The following is a 20,382-nucleotide window of genomic DNA, read 5'->3' as shown; positions in this document are numbered from 1 at the left end:
CCAGGCTATTCCTCAGATGAGGAGTGCGCCGATCCCGTAGGCGAAGACCACGGCGAGGGTGATGTTGAGGGTGCCGGGGATGAGGAAGGGGTGGTCGAAGACGAGGCGGCCGATGCGGGTGGAGCCCGTGTCGTCCATCTCGACGGCGGCGAGCAGGGTCGGGTAGGTGGGCAGGATGAACAGCGCGGACACGGCCGGGAAGGCGGCGACCGCGGTGAGCGGGGACACCCCGATGGCGAGGGCGGCCGGGATGAGCGCCTTGGCCGTGGCCGCCTGGGAGTAGAGCAGGGCGGCGGCGAAGAACAGGACGACGGCGAGCAGCCAGGGACGGGCGGTGAGGACGTCACCGGCGAGAACCTGGATCTCGTCGATGTAGTGGCTGATCATCGTCGTGCCCAGCCAGGCGACGCCGAGGACGCACACGGAGGCGGACATGCCGGAGCGGAACACCTGGGTCTTGAGGATCTCGTCCGCCGGGACGCGGGTGAGCAGCACGATCGCCGCGGCGGTGGCCAGCATGATGGTCATGATGGCCTCGTTGCGGGGCAGGGTCGGGTCGCTGAGGAGGCCGACCTGCTCGGAGATCGCCGTCGCGTAGAGCATGACCAGGACGATGGCCGCGAGGAACAGGCCGACGGAGGCCTTCGCGCCGGGGCGCGGCTGCCACTGTCCGCGGTCGGCCGGGGGCTGGATGAGCCCCTTGGCCAGGCGCTCGCGGTAGACGGGGTCGTCGGCCAGCTCGCGGCCCATCCGGTTGGTGAGCAGGGCCGTCGGGAAGATGGCCAGGAAGGTCGCGGGGATCATGATCCCCAGCAGGGTGAGGTAGCTGACGCCGCGGGGTTCGAGCGCGGAGGCCATGAACACCACCGCCGCGGACAGCGGCGAGGCGACGATCGCCATCTGGGAGGCGATGACGGCGACGGACAGCGGGCGGGAGGGACGGACGCCGCCCTCCTTCGCCACCTCGACGATGACAGGGAGGGTGGAGAAGGCGGTGTGACCGGTGCCGGCGAGGACGGTCATGAGCCAGGTGACCACCGGTGCCCACAGGGTGATCTGGCGGGGGTTGCGGCGGAGGAAACGCTCGGCGACGTGGACGAGGTAGTCCATGCCGCCGGCGAGCTGCATCGCGGAGATGGCCGCGATGACGCACATGATGATGCCGATGACGTCGAAGGGGATGCCCTCCGCGCTGACCGGGATGCCGGTGAGGCTGAGCAGGAGGACACCGAGGCCACCGGCGAATCCGATGGCGATGGAGCCGAGGCGGGCGCCGAGGAAGATGGCGCCCAGGACGATGAGGATCTGGAGTGCCAGGAGCATGTCGTGGAACTTTCTCGGGAAGGAAGATACTACTTAACAGAATACTGTCCGGATGCTTCCGTTACCCTGTCCAGAAGGAAGAAAAAGGCCCGGTTGTGTGGAACTCCACACAACCGGGCTCTCAGTTATCGCCTACTGATCGAGGTACAGACGACCCCGGAACTCGGGGTGCATGAGGTTCTCCTTGCTCAGCACCCGCTCCAGGGTCTCGGCGTCCATGAGCTCACGCTCGAGGACGATGTCCTTGACGGAACGGCCCGTCTCCGCGGCCTCACGGGCGACGAGGTCGCCGTTGTGGTGGCCGATGAACGGGTTGAGGTAGGTGACGATGCCGATCGAGTTCTCCACGAAGGTACGGCAGACGTCGGCGTTGGCGGTGATGCCCTCCACGCACTTCTCGCGCAGGGTCACGGCGGCGTTGCCCAGGATGCGGATCGACTGGAACATGGACTCGGCCATGACCGGCTCCATGACGTTGAGTTGCAGCTGACCGGCCTCGGCGGCCATGGCGACGGTGAGGTCGTTGCCGAACACCTTGAAGCACACCTGGTTGACCACCTCGGGGATGACCGGGTTGACCTTGCCCGGCATGATCGAGGAACCGGCCTGGCGCGGCGGCAGGTTGATCTCGTTGAGGCCGGCACGCGGACCGGAGGAGAGCAGACGCAGGTCGTTGCAGATCTTCGACAGCTTCATGGCGGCTCGCTTCACACCCGAGTGGGCGTGGACGTAGGCGCCGGTGTCGGAGCTCGCCTCGATGAGGTCGAGGGCGGACTTGACGTCCAGGCCGGTGACCTCCGCGAGGGTGGCGGTCACCTGGTGGCGGTAGCCGGCCGGGGTGTTCACGCCGGTGCCGATCGCGGTCGCACCGAGGTTGACCTCCAGGAGGCGGTCGGCGGCGTTGCGCAGGACGGACTGCTCCTCGGCCAGGTTGTGGGCGAAGGCGTTGAACTCGTCGCCGAGGGTCATCGGGACGGCGTCCTGCAGCTGGGTGCGGCCCATCTTGAGGATGTCCTGGAACTCACGGCCCTTCTCGCGGAAGGACTTCTGCAGGTCGTCCATCTGCTGGATGAGGGTCGACAGTGCCGCGTAGAGGCCCAGGCGGAAGCCGGTCGGGTAGGCGTCGTTGGTGGACTGGGACATGTTGACGTCATCGTTGGGGTTGATGATGTCGTAGCGGCCCTTCTCCTCCCCCAGGTACTCGAGCGCGAGGTTGGCGATGACCTCGTTGGTGTTCATGTTCACCGAGGTACCGGCGCCACCCTGGAAGATGTCGATCGGGAACTGGTCCATGCAGCGACCCTCCTCGAGGATCTGGTCGCAGGCCCACACGATCGCCTCGTGCTTCTTGGCGGGCAGCGTGTGCAGACGGCGGTTGGCCATCGCCGCCGCCTTCTTCACCTGCACCATGCCGCGGATGAACTCCGGCACGTGGTTGATCGTGGTGCGCGAGATCTGGAAGTTGTTCATCGCGCGCATGGTGTGGATGCCGTAGTAGGCGTTGGCCGGGACCTCGAGGTAGCCGAGGAGGTCCTCCTCGGTGCGGGTCTTCCGGGCGACGGTGGTGGCGGGGGCTGCAGCCTCCACCTCAACGTCAGGGTTGACGGCAGGCTGTTCCGTGGACTCCGTGGATTCCGTGGGCTCCGGGGACTGCGCCATGGTGGGGTTCCTCTCACTCGACTAACTGGGGAAATGTAAGAAAAGTCTCACCCGCCCATCTTAGTCAGCGCGCATTCCGACTGTCCCCATACGTCGCCGGCCCCGGACCAGTCCAGGTCCGGGGCCGGCGGGAAAGCGGGCGGTCAGATACGGGCGATGCGCAGCTCAGAGGCCAGGATGGCCTCGGCGCCGAGCTCGTCGAGCTGGTCCATGACCGTGTTGACGCCCTTGCGCGGCACGAGGGCGCGCACGGCGACCATGTCGTCGCGGGACAGCGGGGAGACCGTCGGGCCGGACAGACCGGGGGTGACGGCGGAGGCGGCCTCGAGCTCGCTGCGGGCGATGTTGTAGTCGATCATGAGGTAGTTCTGCGCGGTGAGCACACCCTGGATGCGGCGCAGGACGAGGTTGTGCTCGGCGGTGAGCTCCAGGTCACGGCGGCCGACGATCACGGCCTCGGAGGTCACCAGCGGCTCACCGAAGGGGGCCAGGCCCTGCTGGCGCAGGGTGTTGCCGGTGGAGACGATGTCGGCGATGGCGTCGGCGACACCCAGCTTGATGGAGATCTCCACCGCGCCGTCGAGACGGATGACCTCGGCCTCGATGCCGCGGGCGGCCAGATCGTTCTTGACCAGGTTCGGGTAGGCCGAGGCGATGCGCTTGCCGGCCAGGTCCTCGACGGTCCAGGTCTCGTCCGCCGGGGCGGCGTACCGGAAGGTGGAGGCTCCGAAGCCGAGGGGCAGCAGCTCGTCGACCTGGGCGCCGGAGTCGTGGGCCAGGTCGCGGCCGGTGATGCCCATGTCGAGGCGGCCGTTGGCCACGTAGATGGCGATGTCCTTCGGGCGGAGGAAGAAGAACTCCACGTCGTTGGCACGGTCGAACACGGCCAGGGCACGGCTGTCGCCGCGGCCCTTGTAGCCGGCCTCGCGGAGGATCTCCACGGCGGCCTCCGACAGTGAACCCTTGTTGGGGACGGCGATCTTGATCATGGTGGTCTCCTTAGAGGTTCTTGTAGATGTCGTCGGGGGTCAGCCCACGGGCGACCATCATGACCTGGGTCCAGTAGATGAGCTGGCTCATCTCCTCGGCCAGTTCCTCATCGGACTGGTACTCGGCGGCGATCCAGACCTCCCCGGCCTCCTCGATGATCTTCTTGCCGATATGGTGCACGCCCTTGTCCAGGGCTTCCACGGTGCCGGAGCCCTCGGGGCGGGAGGCGGCACGATCGGTGAGTTCGGCAAACAGGGAGTCAAAGTTCTTCACGGGGGGACATTATTCCATGCCCCACCTCTCAGCGCTGCAGATGGTGGAACCAGTCCAGCACCGTGTCCGCCCCCACCCCCACAAAATCGTTCCTGCCGTGCAGGGAGGCGAGTGTGACCACTCCCTCCGGCACCACCGTGTCCTCGTACCACGGCAGCCCGATCACCCGGCAGCCCGCGGTGACGGCCGCGGTCATGCCGGTGAAGGAGTCCTCGAACACGAGGCAGTCCGCCGGGTCCGCGCCGACCTTCTCCGCCGCCCGCAGGTACATGTCCGGCGCCGGCTTCGGGCGGGGCACCTCGTCGCCGGTGACGGAACCGGAGAAGTAGTGCTCCCCCACCGCCGCGATCGACAGGTCCGCCAGGGAACGCTCGGTGTTGGTGGTCACGAGCATGGGCAGGTCGCGGGTCGACAGGTCGTCGAGAAGCTCGGTGACCCCCGGATTGGGGGCGAGCGACGCACGCATCAGTTCCGCCATGCGCTCGTTCATGAACGCGCGGAAGCGCGGGTGATCGTCCTCGGTGACGGTGAGCCCGGCATGGTTCGCGCACACCTGGACGGTGTGGTGGAAGCTGCCGCCGATGGTGGTCTCCCGCAGCGCGGGGGTGAGGCGGCGACCCATGAGCTCGGAGAGTTCGTAGGTGAACTGCTCCCAGAGGGGCTCGGTGTCGACGAGGGTGCCGTCCATGTCCCAGAAGATGGCGGCGGGGGCGGTGAGTGTGGGGTTAATCGATCTCCGGCAGCTCGGACAGTGCCTCGTCGTCCGCGCCGGTGGCGGCGGAGGCGTCATGGATGAGTTCGTTGAGCACGGTGGTCTCCTCCGGCTCGAGGACGGCGTCGTCGTGCTTCCGGTTGTACGTCTCCAGCTTCTCGACGTACCTCTGCACCACCGTCACCAGCATCTCCCCGGGCGGATCGGCGGGCAGGCCGTCGAGGGAGTCGAGCAGATCCTCGAGGATCTTCCTCAGCTCCGGGAGGGCGGCCGGGTTGAAGGGTTCGTCCCAGAACTCCTTCTCGTCCTCCTTGAGGTAGCTGCCGGTGGCGAACTCGGTGAGCTCGGTGATGAAGTCGTCGACGTTCTGCTGGAATTCCGCGCGGATGGTCATGGTGCACATTGTTCCCGAAAACGCCTACACCCGCACGCCCAGCAGGGCGTCGGCGGCGGTGCGGACCAGTTCAGCGGCCCCCTCCTCGTCTGTGCCCCGGTCGGACACGGTCCACGCGTCGACGGCGGCGAGCGCCCCGGGGGTGTCCAGGTCGTCCGCCAGGCGGGTGCGCAGCTCCGCCACCAGCGCCTCGGCGCCCGCCAGGGTGCCGGGCTGCGCGCAGGCCTCCCGCCACGCCGCGAGGCGGGCCTCCGCGTCGGCGAGGACCCGGTCCGACCAGTCGCGGTCGGAACGGTAGTGGGAGGCGAAGACGCCGAGGCGGATCGCGTCCGGCTCGTGCCCGGCGGCGGTGAGACGGTGCACGAAGACGAGGTTGCCCAGGGACTTGCTCATCTTCACCCCGTCGAGGCCGATCATGCCGGCGTGGACGTAGTGCCCCGCCATGCGCTCGACCCCCAGCCCCGCCTCGGCGTGCGCCGCGGAGAACTCGTGGTGCGGGAAAATCAGGTCGCTGCCGCCGCCCTGGATGGCGAACGACGCCCCCAGACGGTTCGTCGCGATCGCCGAGCACTCGATGTGCCAGCCCGGCCGCCCCGGGCCGAAGGGCGAGTCCCAGGCGGGCTCCCCCTCCCGGTGGGCACGCCACAGCAGGGCGTCCAGGGGGTCCCGCTTGCCGACGCGCTCCGGATCCCCTCCCCGCTCCGCGAAGAGCTCCTCCATCGTCGCGCGGTCGTAGTTGGACTCGTAGCCGAAGTTCCCCGTCGCCTCGATGGAGGCGTAGACGTCCGGGTACTCGTCGTCGACGACGTAGGCGGCGCCGGCGTCGAGAAGCTTCTGCACCATCTCGATGACCTCGTCGACCGACTCGATCGCCCCGATGTAGTCGCGCGGCGGGATGACGCGCAGTGCCTCCATGTCGGAGCGGAAAAGGTTGATCTGGTCGGTGCCCAGCTCCCGCCAGTCGACGCCGTCGCGCTGCGCACGCTCGAAGAGCGGGTCGTCGACGTCGGTGATGTTCTGCACGTAGTGGACGCCCAGGCCCTGGTCGAGCAGCAGGCGGTGGACCAGGTCGAACGTCAGGTAGGTGGCCGCGTGCCCCAGGTGGGTCGAGTCGTAGGGGGTGATGCCGCAGACGTACATCCCGGCGTCCCCGGCGCCGGGGGCCTCCACCGGGCGGACGACGCCGTCCGCCGTGTCGTGGAGGGCGAGCGGGACGGGGGTGCCGCCGAGACGCGGGACTTCAGGATGGGGCCAGGAAAGCATGTCAACAACCTTAACGCCTCCCCGATGGTGGCACCTACCCGGTCTAGAAGGGCTGCAGCACCCCGAGGGCCAGCAGCGCCATGACGCCCAGGCCGACCGGGATGCGGTACGCCGCGAACCACGCGAAGGAGTGGTGGGCGACGAACTTGAGCAGCCACGCGATCGAGAGGTAGCCGAGCACGAAGGTGATGAGCGTGCCCACACCCAGCTGCAGCGCGGAGGCGGCCTGGCCGGCCTGGGGCGCGAAGGCGTCGGGAAGCGAGAACAGGCCGGAGGCCAGCACCGCGGGGATCGCCAGCAGGAAGGAGAAGCGGGTCGCGACCTCACGGTCGAGGTTCATGAACAGACCGGCCGAGACGGTGCCGCCGGAGCGGGAGACGCCCGGGATGAGCGCCAGGCACTGCGCCAGGCCCATGATGACCGCGTCCTTCATCGTCAGCTCGTCGAAGCTGCGCTGCTTCCTGCCGAACTTCTCCGCGAAGATGAACACGAAGGAGAAGAGCACGAGCACCGTCGCGGTGATCCACAGGTTGCGGGCGCCCTCGCGGATGATGTCCCGGCCCAGGAAGCCGATGATCGCCACCGGCAGGGTGCCGACGATGACCATCCACCCCATCCGGTACTCGAAGTTCCGGGCCGCCGGGTTGAACAGGCCCCGGAACCAGCCGGTGAGGATGAACCAGATCTCCCGCGCGAAGTACACCAGCACCGCGGCCTCCGTGCCCAGCTGCACGACGGCGGTGAACGAGGCACCGGCGTCGACGCCGAAGAACAGCTCGGAGACGATGCGCAGGTGGCCGGAGGAGCTGACGGGCAGGAACTCCGTGAGTCCCTGGACGACAGAGAGCACCACGACCTGGAGCCAGGACATCTGCTCCGGGGTGGCTGAGGCGAGTACGGTCAGGTCATTCACCCGGCCAACGCTACTACTACTGTGGTGAGCGTGAAACAACGATTGGTGGGGTCCAGCGGTCTGCGCGTCTCGGAGCTCGGTCTGGGGACCGGGACCTGGGGAGTCGGCGCCGGGCAGGAGGAGGCGCAGGTCATGCTGCGTATGTTCCTCGACGCCGGGGGCACGCTCATCGACTCCTCCCCCGCCTACGGCCACGGCCGGTCCCAGGAGGTCCTCGCCTCCGTGCTTGCCGACGCCGCCCTCCCCCGTTCCGCCTACGTCCTCTCCTCCTCCGCGGGCGTCGCCCCCGACTCCCCCGTCGGCCGCCGCGTCGACTGCTCCCGCCGCACCCTCATGCAGCAGCTCGACGAGACGCTGCGCGTGCTGGGCACCGACCACCTCGACCTGTGGTCGGTGGGCTACTGGGACGAGAAGACCCCGCCGCTCGAGGTGCAGGACACCCTCGACTGGGCGGTGCGCACCGGTCGCACACGCTACGCCGGCGTGCGGGACTACGCCGGATGGCAGCTGGCGGTGACGTCCTCCCCGCGGATCGTGGCCACCCAGCACGAGTACTCCCTGCTCAACCGCGACATCGAGGAGGAGCTCGTCCCCGCGGCCCGCCACCTCGGGGTGGGCGTCCTGGCGGCGGCCCCGCTGGCGCAGGGCGTGCTCACCGGGCGTTACCGCAGCTCCCTGCCCCACGGCATGCGCGCCGAGGTGCACGCGCGGCTGGGGCTGAAGTCCCACACCGTCGTCGATGCCGTCACCACCGCCGCCGACGGCCTGGACATCCCGCCGGCGGTCGTCGCCCTGGCGTGGGCCCGCGACCGGGCCGGCGTCGCCTCGGCCATCGTCGGCGCCTCCCGCCGCGAGCAGCTCGCCGAGCTGCTCACCGCGACGGGCACGGTCCTGCCCCGGGCGATCGTCAAGGCACTGGACGACGTGTCACGCTGATAGGCTCACTAAGCGTGAATGCCGGACGTGTGACAGCCCTGGCGGCGCTGACCGCCACCTCCCTCCTCCTGGTCGCCTGCAACGTGGGCCCCAACCCGGAGGTCCCCGACCTCGGGAACGCCGTGGCGGAGGTGTCACCCCCGTCCACCACGCCCGCCGGAGAGGTCCTCGACCTGCCCGCCGCATGGGCCGAGGTCTCCGACATGGAGGCCGCCGGCGACGTCCTGGGCCTGCGCTCGGGGACCACCCTGGCGCTCGGCACCCTCGAGCAGCTGCGCGCCGGGGACGCCACCGAGGTGGAGGTCTCCGCCCACTGCGGTGACCTCAACGCCTCCGCCGACACCTTCGTCCTCGCGTGCCGTGACGAGGTGCTGCTTGTCGACGCCGCCACGGGGGACGTCGAGAAGCGTTCCCTCGCGGGCACCGCCGCTGCACCGGCGGACTCCGCCGTCCTCACCTCCACCGGTGAGCTCATCGTCGGCTCCGCCGAGGAGAGCAAGGTGCTCGTCTTCGAGCAGGGCAACGACGAGCCGGTCGAGACCATCACCGTCGCCGGACACACCAGCCAGCTGGTGGCCGTCCCGGTCGAGGGCGCCGGGGACTCCGTGGTGCGCTCCAACTTCACCAGCACCACCATCCAGGACGTCCACTGGCGTGACGGCCGCCAGGGCGGCACCCTGCGCGTCGGACTCGGCATCGGGCAGATGTCGGTCGGCGACAACGGTGTCATCCTCGCCTCCGACAACCGCGGCGGCCAGCTCGCCGTGTACACGGCCACCGACGTCGTGCGCCTCCACCAGACCCACCCCGTCGCGGGCAGCCCCTGGGGCGTGGCCTGGGACGGCGAGCGGGACCTCGCGTGGATCTCCACCACCGCCGACAACACCCTGCACGGCTTCGACCTCTCCACCGGCGTGCCGGAGGAGAAGGTCACCCTCGACACCGTCGCCGACGTGCACAACGTCATCGCGCTCGCCGACGGCACCCTCGTCCTCGCCTCCGCCACCGGCGACGGCCTCCAGATCATCACCGACGTCTCCTCCTAGGAAGGACCCCGCACGTGTCTCTGCGCCACTCCGCCTACCAGCTGGCCCTGAAGGGAATGTTCACCCTGCGGCCCGAGCGCATCCACGGCCTCATCGCCGGTGGACTCGGTGTGCTCCAGGCCGCCGGACCGCTCAACCGTCTGCTGGGCAAGGTCGTCCCCGTCACCGACCCGGTGCTCTCCCAGGAGGTCTTCGGCGTCACCTTCCCGCGCCCGCTGGGCCTGGCGGCCGGCTTCGACAAGAACGCCTCCGCCGCCGACACGTGGACCGCCCTCGGCTTCGGCTACTCCGAGCTGGGCACCGTCACCGCCTCCCCGCAGCCGGGCAACCCCACCCCCCGACTGTTCCGTCTGCCGGCGGACAAGGCGATCCTCAACCGGATGGGCTTCAACAACGACGGCGCCGCCGTCGCCGCCGAGAACCTGCGCCGCCGCCGCTCCGACGACGTCATCGGCATCAACATCGGCAAGACCAAGGTCGTCCCGGCTGAGGAGGCCGTCGACGACTACCGACGCTCCGCCTCCCTCCTCGGCGACCTCGCCGACTACCTGGTGGTCAACGTCTCCTCCCCCAACACCCCGGGTCTGCGTGACCTGCAGGCCGTCGAGTCGCTGCGCCCGATCCTGGCGGCCGTCCAGGAGTCGACCACCACGCCGGTGCTGGTGAAGATCGCCCCCGACCTCTCCGACGAGGACGTCGACGCCGTCGCCGACCTCGCCCTGGACCTGGGCCTGGCGGGCATCGTCGCCACGAACACGACCATCTCCCGCGAGGGACTGTCCACCCCGGCCGCCGAGGTCGCCGCCATGGGGGCCGGCGGCATCTCCGGCCCGCCGGTCGCCGACCGCGCCCTCGAGGTGCTGCGCCGCCTCCACGCGAAGGTGGGTGACCGTCTGGTGCTCATCTCCGTCGGCGGCATCTCCACCCCGCAGCAGGCGTGGGAGCGCATCACCTCCGGCGCCACCCTCCTGCAGGGCTACACCGGCTTCATCTACGGCGGCCCGGACTGGATCCGCGACATCCACCGCGGCATCGCCGACCAGATCCACCGCCACGGCCTGGACAGCATCACCGAGGCCATCGGGTCGGACCTGCCCTGGCTGGCCAACCCGGCGCACAACTGACACAGTGAAGCCCCCGCGAGTTGAGACTCGCGGGGGCTTTCTCGTGCCTTCTAACGCCTCGGGATGAGCGAGCGCCGGATGATCAGCGCACACATGAACGCGAACACCGCGTACATCGCCAGCCAGTACTGCGCCATGAGGCCCAGCGGCTCATTGGGGATGAACCGCGAGAAGATGACGATCGCCACCGCCACCGCCAGCGCGACGACCTGCGTGCGGCTGGAGGACTGGTCGGCGCGGATCGTCGCGAAGGCGCCGAGGATGACCGCGGCCACCAGGATGGAGAGGAAACGCGGCGTCACCGCGAACGGGGCCATCCAGCCGTCGAGGAACACCGCCACGACGGCGAAGATGGCCAGTGCAACAGCGAGCGCCATGAAGGCGCCGCCGACACGCAGCGCCAGGGGCACCCGGAAGGTCCGCTCGGGGCGGGAGTTCTTTTGGCTCATAGCCTCTAGAGACTACTTGTTCTCGTACCAGCCCCACAGGATGGCACGGCCGAGGGAGTGGAAATAAAGGTTGAAGCCCAGCACCGTCGCCGTGGAGTCCGGGTCGATGTCCAGCTTCTCGACGTCCACCGCATGCACCGCATACAGGTAGCGGTGCGGCGCGTGGCCCGCCGGAGGGTTGGCGCCGTAGTAGGCCTTCATGCCGGCGTCGTTCGCCAGGGTCACGGCGCCGACGCCGAGGTCCTCCGTCTTGCCTGCACCGCTGGGCAGGCTGGTGGTCTCCACCGGAATGTTGAACGCCGCCCAGTGCCAGTAACCGGAGGCCGTCGGGGCGTCCGGGTCGAAGCAGGTCACCGCGAGGGACTTGGTGCCCTCCGGCAGACCGGACCAGGACAGCTGCGGGGAGATGTTCAGCGGCGCGCACTGGTCGGCTGCCAGCTGGTCACCGTTCTGCAGGTCGTGGGAGGTCAGGGTGAAGGACGGCAGGTCCTTCAGCGGGGCGTACGGGTCGGGACCGGGGAAACGGGGATCGTCTGCGTAGTTGCTCATAACCCCGTTGTACCTGAGATCACACCCCGGTGTCCGGGGAATGCGGCGCCACTCCCCCGCTGCCCTCCGGGGCTCCCCGTAGCGACGTTTCTCCGCTTGTGCGCTGTGTGTGCTCAACAGTGCTTTAAACAGTGTCTCTTACACCCCTGTAACTAGCCTCTGACCTGCCGATTTGTGTCTTTCACATGAGTAGGGCTACAGTAATGCAGGTGCCCAGCCGAGAGGGTGAGCACAGAAAAGAGAATGACACCCAGCCCGGGTGGCGGAATGGCAGACGCGCTAGCTTGAGGTGCTAGTGTCCTATTAACGGACGTGGGGGTTCAAGTCCCCCTCCGGGCACAGATGTGATGCCGCGGGACAGGATATGTCCCGCGGCATCACTCCTTTCCAGGGCCTCCCACCGGTTGCGGGTTAAGCACCAAAAAGTGTGTCTGGCCCGGGCGTGTCGTCTGGGCCAGACGAGGCGGGTCAGCGGCCTATCCATCCTTGCTGGATGCCCATGGAGTGCTGGTAGCTGGAATCAATCGCAGTGTCGTAGCCTGCAGGGGCACCGATTCCGTTTATGTCGGGGCGGGTGTTTTCGTGGTTGACCAAGTCCTGCGCCGTGGAAAGTGCGACTTGGCCCCAGGACTGACTCCTGGCGATCGCTACTGGATCGTCAGGAGTTTGTGTCTTCAGGTACAGCCACCAGTCAATGACGGTGCGTTGATGGGGACGCGACAGTCCGCGGTGGCGACGGGCGAGCTCTTTGACCGGTGCGTTGAACCCGCCCTCCAGGACGTTGGTGGTCGGGGCGAACCTGTCCGGGTCCACGGCCCCGGCAGGTGGTTGGAGGTAGTTGAACAGCAGTTTCCGCCGGTACAACGACAGCAGCGAATGATAGGCGGCACGGACCCGTGGATGGGTGAACACCTGCTTGTACTGACGGGTCACCGGGTCCTGGACGGTGGTCTTCTGGTTGAGCCAGTCCTGGTAGACGGCACCGAACTGCTGGAGGTGCGCGGTCCATTCGGCGGCCTGGTCCAGGGTGGTGATCCGGGTCAGCTGCAGGGCCAGACGGTAGATGGTTTTCCCTGCGTCGGTGCGTGGCCGGCTGGTGGTGTGGCGGCGGACAACTCGTTGGGCGTGGACCAGACACCGTTGGATGATTGTGGTCGGCCATGTGGAGGTGATCGCGGAGGCGGCGCCTTGGCCACCATCGATGACAGCCATCAATGGTGCGGGGATCGGGCTGATCAGTTCCCGGTAGGCGGCGGTGGTTTCTGTGCGTGCCCAGGTCCAGTTGATGATGTGGGTGCGGCTGGCGGCGATGAGCAGGCAGCCGCTGGCCAGGAAGGTGGCATCGAGGAAGATCTGGTCGTGGATGCGGTGCGGGTCGACTGCTGAGGGTGGGATGATCCACCAGCACCAGGACATCCGACGGCTGAGGGTGTTGCGGTGGCGGCCGTGGTGTTCGGCCAGGGCCGTCAGGGATTGTGTGCCGGTGACCCAGGTGATGAAGGTCCGCATGGTGGCGGCGTGGGGGTGGTCGTGCTGGGTGGTGCGGACAAAGGAGTGTCCGCAGTCGGTGCAGCGCCAGCGGGTGGTGCCTTTGCTGGTGGTGCCGTTTTTCTTGGTGGTGTGGCTGCATACGGGGCAGCGGGGTCGGTTTGTGGTCACCGCTTACAGCCAATCGAGCGGGCCTAGCAGAAGGCGGCACCGGGGTGGGTTAACGTGCGGGAAATAGCTGTTCGGGAGCGGACCTGACCCCTTGATGGTGGACACGCTGAAACCAGCATTTCGCTGGGGAAGTGAGGTACCTTTCCACCATGCCACGCAAGACCTACACCGAGCAGTTCAAGCGTGACGCAGTGGCGTTGTACGAGTCGACTCCCGGAGCAACGATCAACGCGATCGCCTCCGATCTCGGAGTCAACCGCAACTCCCTGCGCACCTGGCTCGACTCCTTCGGCACCGGCACCAAAACCAACGCCAACGGCGAGAAAGTCGCCAGCCCCGTCGCCGCGGCCAACAGCGCACGCACCCCGGCTGAAGGACTCTCCGATACCGAGCGCATCCGCGTGTTGGAACGCGAAAACGCCAAGCTCCGGGAGGAACGAGAGATCCTGCGCAAGGCGGCTAAATATTTCGCGGAAGAGACGAATTGGTGAACCGCTTCCGATTTGTTGACGACCACCGAGACTTCTACGAGGTCAAGCGGTTATGTGAGGTTCTGAAGATCAACCGGTCCTCGTACTACGCCTGGAAATCGGCTGCCCCTGCCCGCCAGCAACGCCTCGTCGCCGACGCGGTGCTGGGAGCGCAGATCAAGACCACCTTCAACGCCGAGAACGGCTGCTACGGGGCGAAACGTGTGACTGCGACTATCAACTCCAGCGACGGCAACTCCGCCGGCGGCGTTGTTGTGCAGCGGGTCAATCACAAGCGCACGGCCCGGCTGATGCGGCAGATGGGTCTGTTCGGCTACACGAAAAAACGCCGCGTGAAGACCACCGTGTCTGCGAAACGGGTTCCGAAGTTCCCGGACCTGTTGAAACGTCGGTTCACCGCAGCCAAGCCGAACACGGTCTACGTCGGCGATATCACGTACCTGCCGATCGCGGACGGGTCGAATATGTACCTGGCCACCGTTATTGATTGCTATTCGCGGCAGTTGACCGGTTTCGCGATCGCCGACCACATGCGCACCGAGTTGGTCGAAGAAGCCCTCACGATGGCCCACGGGGCCCGAGGTAGTCTTGACGGGGCGATTTTCCACTCGGATCACGGCAGTGTTTATACCTCTGAGCAGTACCGGAGGTTGTGTGAGCAGTTCGGCGTCACCCAGTCGATGGGAGCGATCGGGACGAGTGCGGATAACTCGTTGGCGGAGTCGTTCAACGCGTCACTGAAGCGGGAAGTCCTTCAGGATGAGCCTGTTTTTCCAAGTCAGCTGGTGTGCCGCCGGGATGTGTTTCGGTGGTGCACCCGGTACAACACGAAACGTTTGCACTCATGGTGCGGCTACCGCTCGCCGAATGCCTTTGAAGCCGCCTGATTAGCTACACTGACTATCGCATCTTGATGAAATCCCCGTGTCCACTTTCCGGGGTTCGGGCCCAGCTATTAAACCCCGGTTTAGTGGCACTGTGCTGGGGCTACGCAGAGTCACGGACACACTTTTTAGTGCTTAACCCCCGGTTGCGGTGGGAGGCCCTGACCATTTGGTGTGACACCGAAGTTCGAGACGACTCGTTCGGGGCCCCGGTGTCACACGGAACGGTCACGGCCGGGGAGCCCCTCTCCTGTGCTAGGTTGGGCACCAACATGGTCAGCCCGATGCCGTACAGGTACGGGCTGTTTTCCATTCACGGGAAGAGCGGAAAGGTGTGGCAGTGCAGTACGACAAGCCCTGGCTCACAGTGGACGCCCAGGTCGACCGTCTGCTGGAGCAGAACCTGCAGGTGGACGACCGTGCCCGCGCCCGCCTCGTCCTGGAGGCCATCGGCTACTACCGGCTCATCGGTTACCTGTACCCCTACCGGGTGTTCGAGGAGCACGTGGACGCCGACGGTGAGATCCACCGTCGGGCGTCGGGGGTGTTCCGCCCCGGCACCACACTCGCCCACGCCGAGGAGATCATCGATTTCGACCGGGAACTGCGCCTGCTGTTCCTCGACGGTCTGGAGCGCATCGAGGTGGCGCTGCGCATGCGCCTCGGCTACGTCCTGGGGCGGATCTCCGCCTTCGCCTACGAGGACCCGGACAACTTCATCGAGTCCTTCTCCATGCCCTCACCGGACCCGGGGGAGCCGAGCAAGCACGCCCAGTGGCTGAGGGGTGTGCGGGAGCGGCAGGCGGATTCCGACGAGTGGTTCGTCCGGCACTTCCGTCGCAAGTACGACGACCGGATGCCGGTGTGGGCCCTGACGGAGATCCTCGAGCTGGGTCAGCTCTCCGTGCTGTACCGCGCGATGCGGCGGGAGGACGCCGAGGAGGTCGCCGCCGCCTTCGGGATCCCCACGAAGGCGATGATGGGCAGCTGGCTCGCCAGCCTCAGTTACGTGCGCAACCTGGCCGCCCATCAGGCCCGGCTGTTCAACCGGAGGCTGCTCTACACCCCTCCGCGCCCCAAGTTGGGGCAGATCCCCGTGCTCGACCACCTGCGGGACTCCGACGACCGGAAGTTCAGCACCTACAACGCCCTGGCGGTCGTCGCCTACCTGATGCGTTCGATCGACCCGTCGGTCAACTGGTCGGCGACCGCCGCGGAGCTGCTACGCCGCTTCCCCACCTCCTTCGCCCTGACGGTCGAGTCGCTCGGGGCGCCGGCCTACTGGGAGCAGCTCGAGCTCTGGCGGTCATGAGAACGCGCCCCGCCCCTCAGGAAGGGGGCGGGGCGCGGGGTTGCTCCTAGTGCTCGTGCGGATCGTTGTCCGCGTCCTCCTTGGTCTCGTGGTAGGTGCCCGGCCTGTGGTCGGGGGCCGCGTAGATGGAGTAGAGCTTGACGGTCTCGGTGCCCTCGTTGACGAAGTTGTGCCACTTGCCGGCGGGCACGAAGATCGCGAAGTCGTCCTCCACCTCCTGGTCGATGTCGAGCTTGTCCTCGCTGTCACCGATCATGATGCGGCCCTTTCCGGCCTCGAGGCGGAGGAACTGGTCGTGGTCCTCGTGGACCTCCGCGCCGATCTCACCGCCGGCAGGGATGGCCATCACGGTCATCTGGAGGTACTGCCCGGTCCACAGGGTGTCGCGGAAGGCCTCGTTCTCCTTGGTCACGTCCTCGATGTCCAGGACGTAGGGGTTGGGTCCGTGGTCGGTGCGCAGGTCTGCCATGGTGTCTCCTCGGGAGTCTTCGGGTGCACGGTCCCCCTCAAGCGTATCGATGCTCCCCCGCCGCGGCCATCACTCCCTGCCTGACCTGCGCTCCCGGGGGCGTAGACTGACCGCTTGTGAGAAAGTTCGGGCAGTTCGTCGTCGGCGTCGTCCGCGACGCTGTCGCCGCGGTGGCCGCCTGGTCGTGGCCGCGCCGCCTCGTGGTGCTCCTGGCGCTCATCGCCTTCGTGGGGGTGTCGGTGGTGGTGGACGTGCCGTCGATCGCCACGTTGCGGCAGTGGGCGGAGGCGGCGGGTCCGTGGTTCCTGGGGCTGTTCTGGGTGGGGTACGTACTCATCACGCAGTTCCCCGTGCCCCGGACGATCCTGACGCTGTCCAGCGGCGTCCTGTTCGGCCCCTGGGTGGGCGTCCTGGTGGCTCTGTCGGCGACGACGGTGGCGGCGGCGCTGAGCCTGTCGGTGGTGCGGGGGCTGCTCGGTGACTGGATGGCACCGCGGCTGCGGCATCCAGCTGTAGCGGGCATCAATGCGCGTCTGGAGCAGCGGGGCTGGCTCGCGGTGACGAGCCTGCGGATGATCGCCGGCGTGCCGTTCTCGGTCATGAACTATGCGGCGGCGCTGACGAGCGTGCCGTTGGGGATGTTCACCGTGGCGACGCTCGCGGGTTCGGCTCCGGGCACGGTGGTGACGGTGTTCCTGGGGGACATGCTGGCCGGGGACCTGGATCCGGTGGTCATCGGCCTCACGGTGGCGTTGGCGGTGGCGGGGTTCATCGGACTCGCCGTCGACCATCGACTACCGGTCAAGTCTGTGACGTAGACTATGTGCCATGTTGGCCATTCATGCACGCTACCGGGGACGGGAGATCCGCCGCGCCCAGCTGGTGCGTCGTTCCGCGGAAGCGCTGTCGACCCTGAACGGGGTCGGTGAGTTCGAGATCCTCGGCGTCGAGGACATCTGCGCGGTCGTGGACTCCCCCGCCGCCCTGTGCGACACGGTGATGGCGCTGCTGTCGGACGGCAGCTGGGCCATCGGTATCGGCGTGGCCCCGGGTTCGACCGACGAGGACCACACCCGGGCGTCCGCGACCGGGGCGCTGCGCGGTTCGGTGCGGGCGGGCACGGTGAAGGTGGCGATCAGCCCGAAGGGGTCCTCGACCCTGGAGTCGGACATCGCGGCCGTCTTCGCCCTCATGGGGCATGTGCTGAGCAAGCGCACCATCGAGGGCCGGGAGGCCACGTCACTGGTGCGCTCGGGGCTGAATCAGAATGAGGCCGCCGAGGAGCTGGGCATCTCCAAGCAGGCGATGTCCCAGCGCCTGCAGGCGGCCGGGTGGCAGGCGGAGACCGCCGGCTGGGGCCTGGCGGTCAACCTGCTGACCCGCGCGAACGCGGGTGCCACGGACTAGTAGTCGGTCTCGGGCTCACGCTTCTCGACGCCCCCGGCGCCGAAGTCCTCCACCGGGTCCAGGGTGGCCGGGGCCTCGATCTCCGCGGCTGGTGCCGGAGGCTTCTTCTGGGCCTTGAGCTCGTGCAGCTCCGGGTCGACGGGCTTGTTGGCCACCGCGGTGGCGGCGGCGACCGCCGCGGCGATCTCCGGGTCGGTGGCGGTGTTGAACCAGTCGTCGGTGTCCTCGTCACCGGCCATCTGGCGGGTCTCGTCGTCGACGTGGGAGGGCTCGTAGCGGAAGACACCCTGGTCGTCCTGCTTGGCGAAGGCCCGGGCGAACTGCTCGAGGGAGTCGCCGAACTGGGAGGGGATCATCCACATGGTGGAGGCCTGGCCCTCGGCCAGCTGCGGCAGCTTCTCCAGGTACTGGTAGGCCAGCACCTCGGGGGTGACCTGCGAGGACTTGATGGCGGCGTTGACCTTCTGGATCGCGCGCGCCTCACCCTGCGCCTGCAGGTAGCGGGCGGCACGCTCACCCTCGGCCTTGAGGATCATCGCCTGCCGCTCGGCCTCGGCCTGGAGGATGGCGGCGTGCTTCTCACCCTCGGCAGAGAGGATGCGGGCCTGCTTCTCACCCTCGGCGGTCTTGATGTCGGACTCGCGGCGGCCCTCGGCGGTGAGGATCATGGCGCGCTTCTCGCGGTCCGCCTTCATCTGCATCTCCATCGACTGCTGGATGGACGGCGGCGGGTCGATGGCCTTGAGCTCCACGCGGCTGATGCGCAGGCCCCACTTGGCGGTGGCGGCGTCCAGCTCGCCGCGGAGGCGGCGGTTGATGGTCTCGCGGGAGGTCAGGGTCTCCTCCAGCGTCATGCCGCCGACGACGTCACGCAGCGTCGCGACGGAGATCTGCTCGACGCCGACGATGTAGTTGTCGACGCCGTAGATCGCCTTGGCGGGGTCGTTGATCTGGAAGGTGACGACGATGTCGATCGCGACGGTCAGGTTGTCCTGCGTGATGACGGCCTGCGGTGGGAAGGAGACGACCCGCTCACGGGTGTCCACCCGGGCGCGGACGCGGTCGATGAACGGGACGAGCAGGGTCAGACCGCCGGAGACGGTGCGGGTGTAGCTGCCGAGCCGTTCGATGACCGCCGCCTCACCCTGCGGGATGAGGGCGATGGACTTGATGACGACGACGGCGACGAAGACGAGCAGGACTACCAGGAGTATGAGACCGGACATCTAGTTTTCCTTCCAGACGACTGCGGTGGCGCCGTCGATGCTGATCACGGAGACACGCTCACCCTCGGCGAACGTGTGGGTCGGGTCGAGGGAGCGGGCGGACCAGATGGATCCGTCGAGACGTACCTGTCCCCCGTGGGCCTCGATCGCCTCGATGACGACCGCGGTGGACCCGACCAGGGCCTGCGGGGAGGTGTCCAGTGCCTTCGGTGCCGCCATGCGGCGGCGCAGGAAGGGTTTGAGGAACACCAGCAGCGCGAAGGCCGCGACGGCGAAGGCCACCACGGATCCCCACAGCGGAGCCCCCGCCAGTGAGACGCCGGCGGCCGCGAGGGCGGCACCAGCGAGCATGAGCAGGGTGAACTCCCCGACCGCCAGCTCGAGGCCGGCGAGGACGAGTGCTGCGATGAACCAGACGATTGCCTCCACGGGATCCAACGTACCAACTGCCCCTACATGAGGTCGGCCTTGGAGAGCTCGGGCGTCGTGACGAAGTCGACGAGACGCTCGACCGCGCCGATGAGGGTGGAGTCGAGGTCCCGGAAGCTGGAGACCGCCGAGTAGACGCGGTGCCAGCCCTCCCGGGGGTCCGACCAGCCGAGTCGTCGGCACACGCCGGTCTTCCAGTCCTCGCCGTAGGGGACCTCGGGCCAGGCCCGGATGCCGACGGCCGCCGGCTTCACCGCCGCCCAGATGTCGATGTACGGGTGGCCGGTGACCAGGACGTGCTCCCCGACCGTCTGCGTCATGCGGGTCTCCTTGGAGCCCTCGACGAGGTGGTCGGCGAGCACGCCGACGCGCCGCCCGGGTCCGGGGCCGAACTCGGCGAGGCGGGACTCCAGGTTGTCGAGGCCCTCGAGGTACTCCACGACGACGCCCTCGACGCGCAGGTCATGGCCCCACACCTTCTCGACGATCGCCGCGTCGTGGACACCCTCCACCCAGATACGCGACGGGGCCGCGACCTTCGCCTCGAGGTTCTCCACCCGGCGGGACCCGGAGTTCGAGCGCCGGACCCGGGGCTCCTGGCGCGGGACGTGGCGGATGAGTGTCACCGGCTGCCCCTCGAGGAGGAAGCCGCCGTTCACGAGCTGGAAGAGGCGCTGCACCCCGCGGCGGTCCTCGAGGCGGACGAACTCTCCGTCGTAGGTGCGCTCCCAGCCGACGACCGCCCCGACGTAGTCGTCGCCGCGGACCTCGACGACGAGGCCGGGGGTGGCCTCGACCTTGGGGTACTCGCGGGGGCGGGAACGTGCGTGGCCGGAGAGGATGTCGCCGGCGTAGGGATCGTGGAAGCTCATGG

22 protein-coding genes and 1 tRNA gene are annotated in these 20,382 nt (G+C 67.9%); 8 read left to right on the top strand and 15 right to left on the bottom strand.

Features of this window, described 5'->3' with window-relative positions; translation table 11 throughout:
* Nucleotides 1-12 precede the first annotated feature (12 nt).
* From B842_RS06925 to B842_RS06890, 8 genes are all read right to left on the bottom strand, one after another.
* Nucleotides 13-1,323, bottom strand: coding sequence for an anaerobic C4-dicarboxylate transporter (locus B842_RS06925; RefSeq protein WP_040085867.1), 1,311 nt, complete (start codon nucleotides 1,321-1,323; stop codon nucleotides 13-15).
* A gap of 132 nt (nucleotides 1,324-1,455) precedes the next feature.
* The gene (gene aspA / locus B842_RS06920) at nucleotides 1,456-2,982 is read right to left on the bottom strand and encodes an aspartate ammonia-lyase (RefSeq protein ID WP_040085866.1); all 1,527 of its coding nucleotides are present in this window, start codon (nucleotides 2,980-2,982) and stop codon (nucleotides 1,456-1,458) included.
* A gap of 143 nt (nucleotides 2,983-3,125) precedes the next feature.
* Nucleotides 3,126-3,971: an ATP phosphoribosyltransferase gene (gene hisG, locus B842_RS06915; RefSeq protein ID WP_040085865.1), complete on the bottom strand. Its 846-nt coding sequence runs from the start codon at nucleotides 3,969-3,971 to the stop codon at nucleotides 3,126-3,128.
* A 10-nt stretch (nucleotides 3,972-3,981) separates the two neighbouring features.
* On the bottom strand, nucleotides 3,982-4,245 hold the full coding sequence (locus B842_RS06910; RefSeq protein WP_040085864.1) for a phosphoribosyl-ATP diphosphatase: 264 nt from the start codon (nucleotides 4,243-4,245) through the stop codon (nucleotides 3,982-3,984).
* A 28-nt stretch (nucleotides 4,246-4,273) separates the two neighbouring features.
* Nucleotides 4,274-4,975 (bottom strand): HAD family hydrolase, encoded by a 702-nt coding sequence (locus B842_RS06905; protein WP_373277288.1) that lies wholly within the window; start codon nucleotides 4,973-4,975, stop codon nucleotides 4,274-4,276.
* A complete protein-coding gene (locus B842_RS06900) occupies nucleotides 4,971-5,351 on the bottom strand; it encodes a hypothetical protein (RefSeq protein ID WP_040085862.1) in 381 nt (126 codons plus the stop codon). The genes B842_RS06905 and B842_RS06900 overlap by 5 nt, the downstream gene beginning before the upstream one ends.
* Nucleotides 5,352-5,375: 24 nt before the next feature.
* A complete protein-coding gene (gene mshC / locus B842_RS06895) occupies nucleotides 5,376-6,614 on the bottom strand; it encodes a cysteine--1-D-myo-inosityl 2-amino-2-deoxy-alpha-D-glucopyranoside ligase (RefSeq protein ID WP_040085861.1) in 1,239 nt (412 codons plus the stop codon).
* Between the two features lie 43 nt (nucleotides 6,615-6,657).
* On the bottom strand, nucleotides 6,658-7,485 hold the full coding sequence (locus B842_RS06890) for an undecaprenyl-diphosphate phosphatase (RefSeq protein WP_052437802.1): 828 nt from the start codon (nucleotides 7,483-7,485) through the stop codon (nucleotides 6,658-6,660).
* 72 nt (nucleotides 7,486-7,557) lie between these two features.
* On the opposite strand from B842_RS06890, the gene B842_RS06885 reads away from it, so the two are divergent.
* Genes B842_RS06885 through B842_RS06875 form a run of 3 tightly spaced genes read left to right on the top strand, consistent with a single transcriptional unit; the run spans nucleotide 7,558 to nucleotide 10,633 of the window.
* A complete protein-coding gene (locus B842_RS06885) occupies nucleotides 7,558-8,463 on the top strand; it encodes an aldo/keto reductase (protein WP_040085859.1) in 906 nt (301 codons plus the stop codon).
* A gap of 14 nt (nucleotides 8,464-8,477) precedes the next feature.
* Complete coding sequence (locus tag B842_RS06880; protein ID WP_040085858.1) at nucleotides 8,478-9,509, top strand: YncE family protein; 1,032 nt, start codon at nucleotides 8,478-8,480, stop codon at nucleotides 9,507-9,509.
* 14 nt (nucleotides 9,510-9,523) lie between these two features.
* On the top strand, nucleotides 9,524-10,633 hold the full coding sequence (locus B842_RS06875; RefSeq protein ID WP_040085857.1) for a quinone-dependent dihydroorotate dehydrogenase: 1,110 nt from the start codon (nucleotides 9,524-9,526) through the stop codon (nucleotides 10,631-10,633).
* Between the two features lie 50 nt (nucleotides 10,634-10,683).
* Here B842_RS06875 and B842_RS06870 read toward each other — a convergent pair whose 3' ends face one another.
* Together B842_RS06870 and B842_RS06865 are read right to left on the bottom strand one after the other, a co-directional pair.
* Entirely contained in the window at nucleotides 10,684-11,082 is a 399-nt protein-coding gene (locus B842_RS06870; protein ID WP_040085856.1) for a hypothetical protein, read from the bottom strand.
* Nucleotides 11,083-11,094: 12 nt separating this feature from the next.
* Entirely contained in the window at nucleotides 11,095-11,631 is a 537-nt protein-coding gene (locus B842_RS06865; RefSeq protein WP_040085855.1) for a YbhB/YbcL family Raf kinase inhibitor-like protein, read from the bottom strand.
* Nucleotides 11,632-11,884: 253 nt separating this feature from the next.
* Between B842_RS06865 and B842_RS06860 the strand changes: the two genes are divergently transcribed.
* Nucleotides 11,885-11,970, top strand: a tRNA-Leu gene (locus B842_RS06860).
* Between the two features lie 129 nt (nucleotides 11,971-12,099).
* Here the strand turns inward: B842_RS06860 and B842_RS06855 are convergent.
* A complete protein-coding gene (locus tag B842_RS06855) occupies nucleotides 12,100-13,290 on the bottom strand; it encodes an IS1249 family transposase (RefSeq protein ID WP_040084484.1) in 1,191 nt (396 codons plus the stop codon).
* A gap of 149 nt (nucleotides 13,291-13,439) precedes the next feature.
* Between B842_RS06855 and B842_RS06845 the strand changes: the two genes are divergently transcribed.
* Together B842_RS06845 and B842_RS06840 are read left to right on the top strand one after the other, a co-directional pair.
* Nucleotides 13,440-14,668, top strand: a protein-coding gene (locus B842_RS06845; RefSeq protein WP_156119467.1) for an IS3 family transposase whose coding sequence is annotated in 2 segments (ribosomal slippage) — nucleotides 13,440-13,767 and nucleotides 13,767-14,668 — 1,230 coding nt in all. Because the reading frame shifts where the segments join, the coding sequence is not laid out codon by codon here.
* A gap of 337 nt (nucleotides 14,669-15,005) precedes the next feature.
* Complete coding sequence (locus B842_RS06840) at nucleotides 15,006-15,977, top strand: Abi family protein (protein WP_040085852.1); 972 nt, start codon at nucleotides 15,006-15,008, stop codon at nucleotides 15,975-15,977.
* Between the two features lie 46 nt (nucleotides 15,978-16,023).
* On the opposite strand, the gene B842_RS06835 is transcribed toward B842_RS06840, so the two are convergent.
* A complete protein-coding gene (locus tag B842_RS06835; RefSeq protein WP_040085851.1) occupies nucleotides 16,024-16,446 on the bottom strand; it encodes a cupin domain-containing protein in 423 nt (140 codons plus the stop codon).
* 116 nt (nucleotides 16,447-16,562) lie between these two features.
* On the opposite strand from B842_RS06835, the gene B842_RS06830 reads away from it, so the two are divergent.
* Together B842_RS06830 and B842_RS06825 are read left to right on the top strand one after the other, a co-directional pair.
* A complete protein-coding gene (locus B842_RS06830; RefSeq protein ID WP_040085850.1) occupies nucleotides 16,563-17,264 on the top strand; it encodes a TVP38/TMEM64 family protein in 702 nt (233 codons plus the stop codon).
* Between the two features lie 10 nt (nucleotides 17,265-17,274).
* Entirely contained in the window at nucleotides 17,275-17,853 is a 579-nt protein-coding gene (locus B842_RS06825) for a DNA-binding protein (RefSeq protein WP_040085849.1), read from the top strand.
* Here B842_RS06825 and B842_RS06820 read toward each other — a convergent pair.
* The 3 genes from B842_RS06820 to B842_RS06810 are packed head-to-tail and all read right to left on the bottom strand — an operon-like array spanning nucleotide 17,850 to nucleotide 20,380.
* A complete protein-coding gene (locus B842_RS06820) occupies nucleotides 17,850-19,079 on the bottom strand; it encodes an SPFH domain-containing protein (protein WP_052437801.1) in 1,230 nt (409 codons plus the stop codon). The two genes, B842_RS06825 and B842_RS06820, sit on opposite strands and share 4 nt — an antisense overlap.
* Nucleotides 19,080-19,508 carry an NfeD family protein gene (locus B842_RS06815; RefSeq protein ID WP_040085848.1) on the bottom strand — a complete coding sequence of 143 codons (429 nt, stop codon included), beginning with the start codon at nucleotides 19,506-19,508 and terminating at the stop codon, nucleotides 19,080-19,082.
* Nucleotides 19,509-19,531: 23 nt separating this feature from the next.
* A complete protein-coding gene (locus B842_RS06810) occupies nucleotides 19,532-20,380 on the bottom strand; it encodes a DUF3097 domain-containing protein (protein WP_040085847.1) in 849 nt (282 codons plus the stop codon).
* Between the last annotated feature and the right edge of the window lie 2 nt (nucleotides 20,381-20,382).

The sequence above is a fragment of the Corynebacterium humireducens NBRC 106098 = DSM 45392 genome (assembly GCF_000819445.1).
GTDB classification, from domain to species: Bacteria; Actinomycetota; Actinomycetes; order Mycobacteriales; family Mycobacteriaceae; genus Corynebacterium; species Corynebacterium humireducens.
The sequence above is the reverse complement of the archived record's forward strand: the minus strand, read 5'-3'. Positions and strand labels throughout refer to the sequence as shown.

Excerpts from the sequence above, each read along its gene's own strand:
- B842_RS06925 (WP_040085867.1), bottom strand. The coding sequence starts at position 1,323 with ATGCTCCTGGCACTCCAGATCCTCATCGTCCTGGGCGCCATCTTCCTC.
- aspA (WP_040085866.1), bottom strand. The coding sequence starts at position 2,982 with ATGGCGCAGTCCCCGGAGCCCACGGAATCCACGGAGTCCACGGAACAG.
- hisG (WP_040085865.1), bottom strand. The coding sequence starts at position 3,971 with ATGATCAAGATCGCCGTCCCCAACAAGGGTTCACTGTCGGAGGCCGCC.
- B842_RS06900 (WP_040085862.1), bottom strand. The coding sequence starts at position 5,351 with ATGACCATCCGCGCGGAATTCCAGCAGAACGTCGACGACTTCATCACC.
- mshC (WP_040085861.1), bottom strand. The coding sequence starts at position 6,614 with ATGCTTTCCTGGCCCCATCCTGAAGTCCCGCGTCTCGGCGGCACCCCC.
- B842_RS06890 (WP_052437802.1), bottom strand. The coding sequence starts at position 7,485 with ATGTCCTGGCTCCAGGTCGTGGTGCTCTCTGTCGTCCAGGGACTCACG.
- B842_RS06870 (WP_040085856.1), bottom strand. The coding sequence starts at position 11,082 with ATGAGCCAAAAGAACTCCCGCCCCGAGCGGACCTTCCGGGTGCCCCTG.
- B842_RS06865 (WP_040085855.1), bottom strand. The coding sequence starts at position 11,631 with ATGAGCAACTACGCAGACGATCCCCGTTTCCCCGGTCCCGACCCGTAC.
- B842_RS06835 (WP_040085851.1), bottom strand. The coding sequence starts at position 16,446 with ATGGCAGACCTGCGCACCGACCACGGACCCAACCCCTACGTCCTGGAC.
- B842_RS06825 (WP_040085849.1), top strand. The coding sequence starts at position 17,275 with ATGTTGGCCATTCATGCACGCTACCGGGGACGGGAGATCCGCCGCGCC.
- B842_RS06820 (WP_052437801.1), bottom strand. The coding sequence starts at position 19,079 with ATGTCCGGTCTCATACTCCTGGTAGTCCTGCTCGTCTTCGTCGCCGTC.
- B842_RS06810 (WP_040085847.1), bottom strand. The coding sequence starts at position 20,380 with ATGAGCTTCCACGATCCCTACGCCGGCGACATCCTCTCCGGCCACGCA.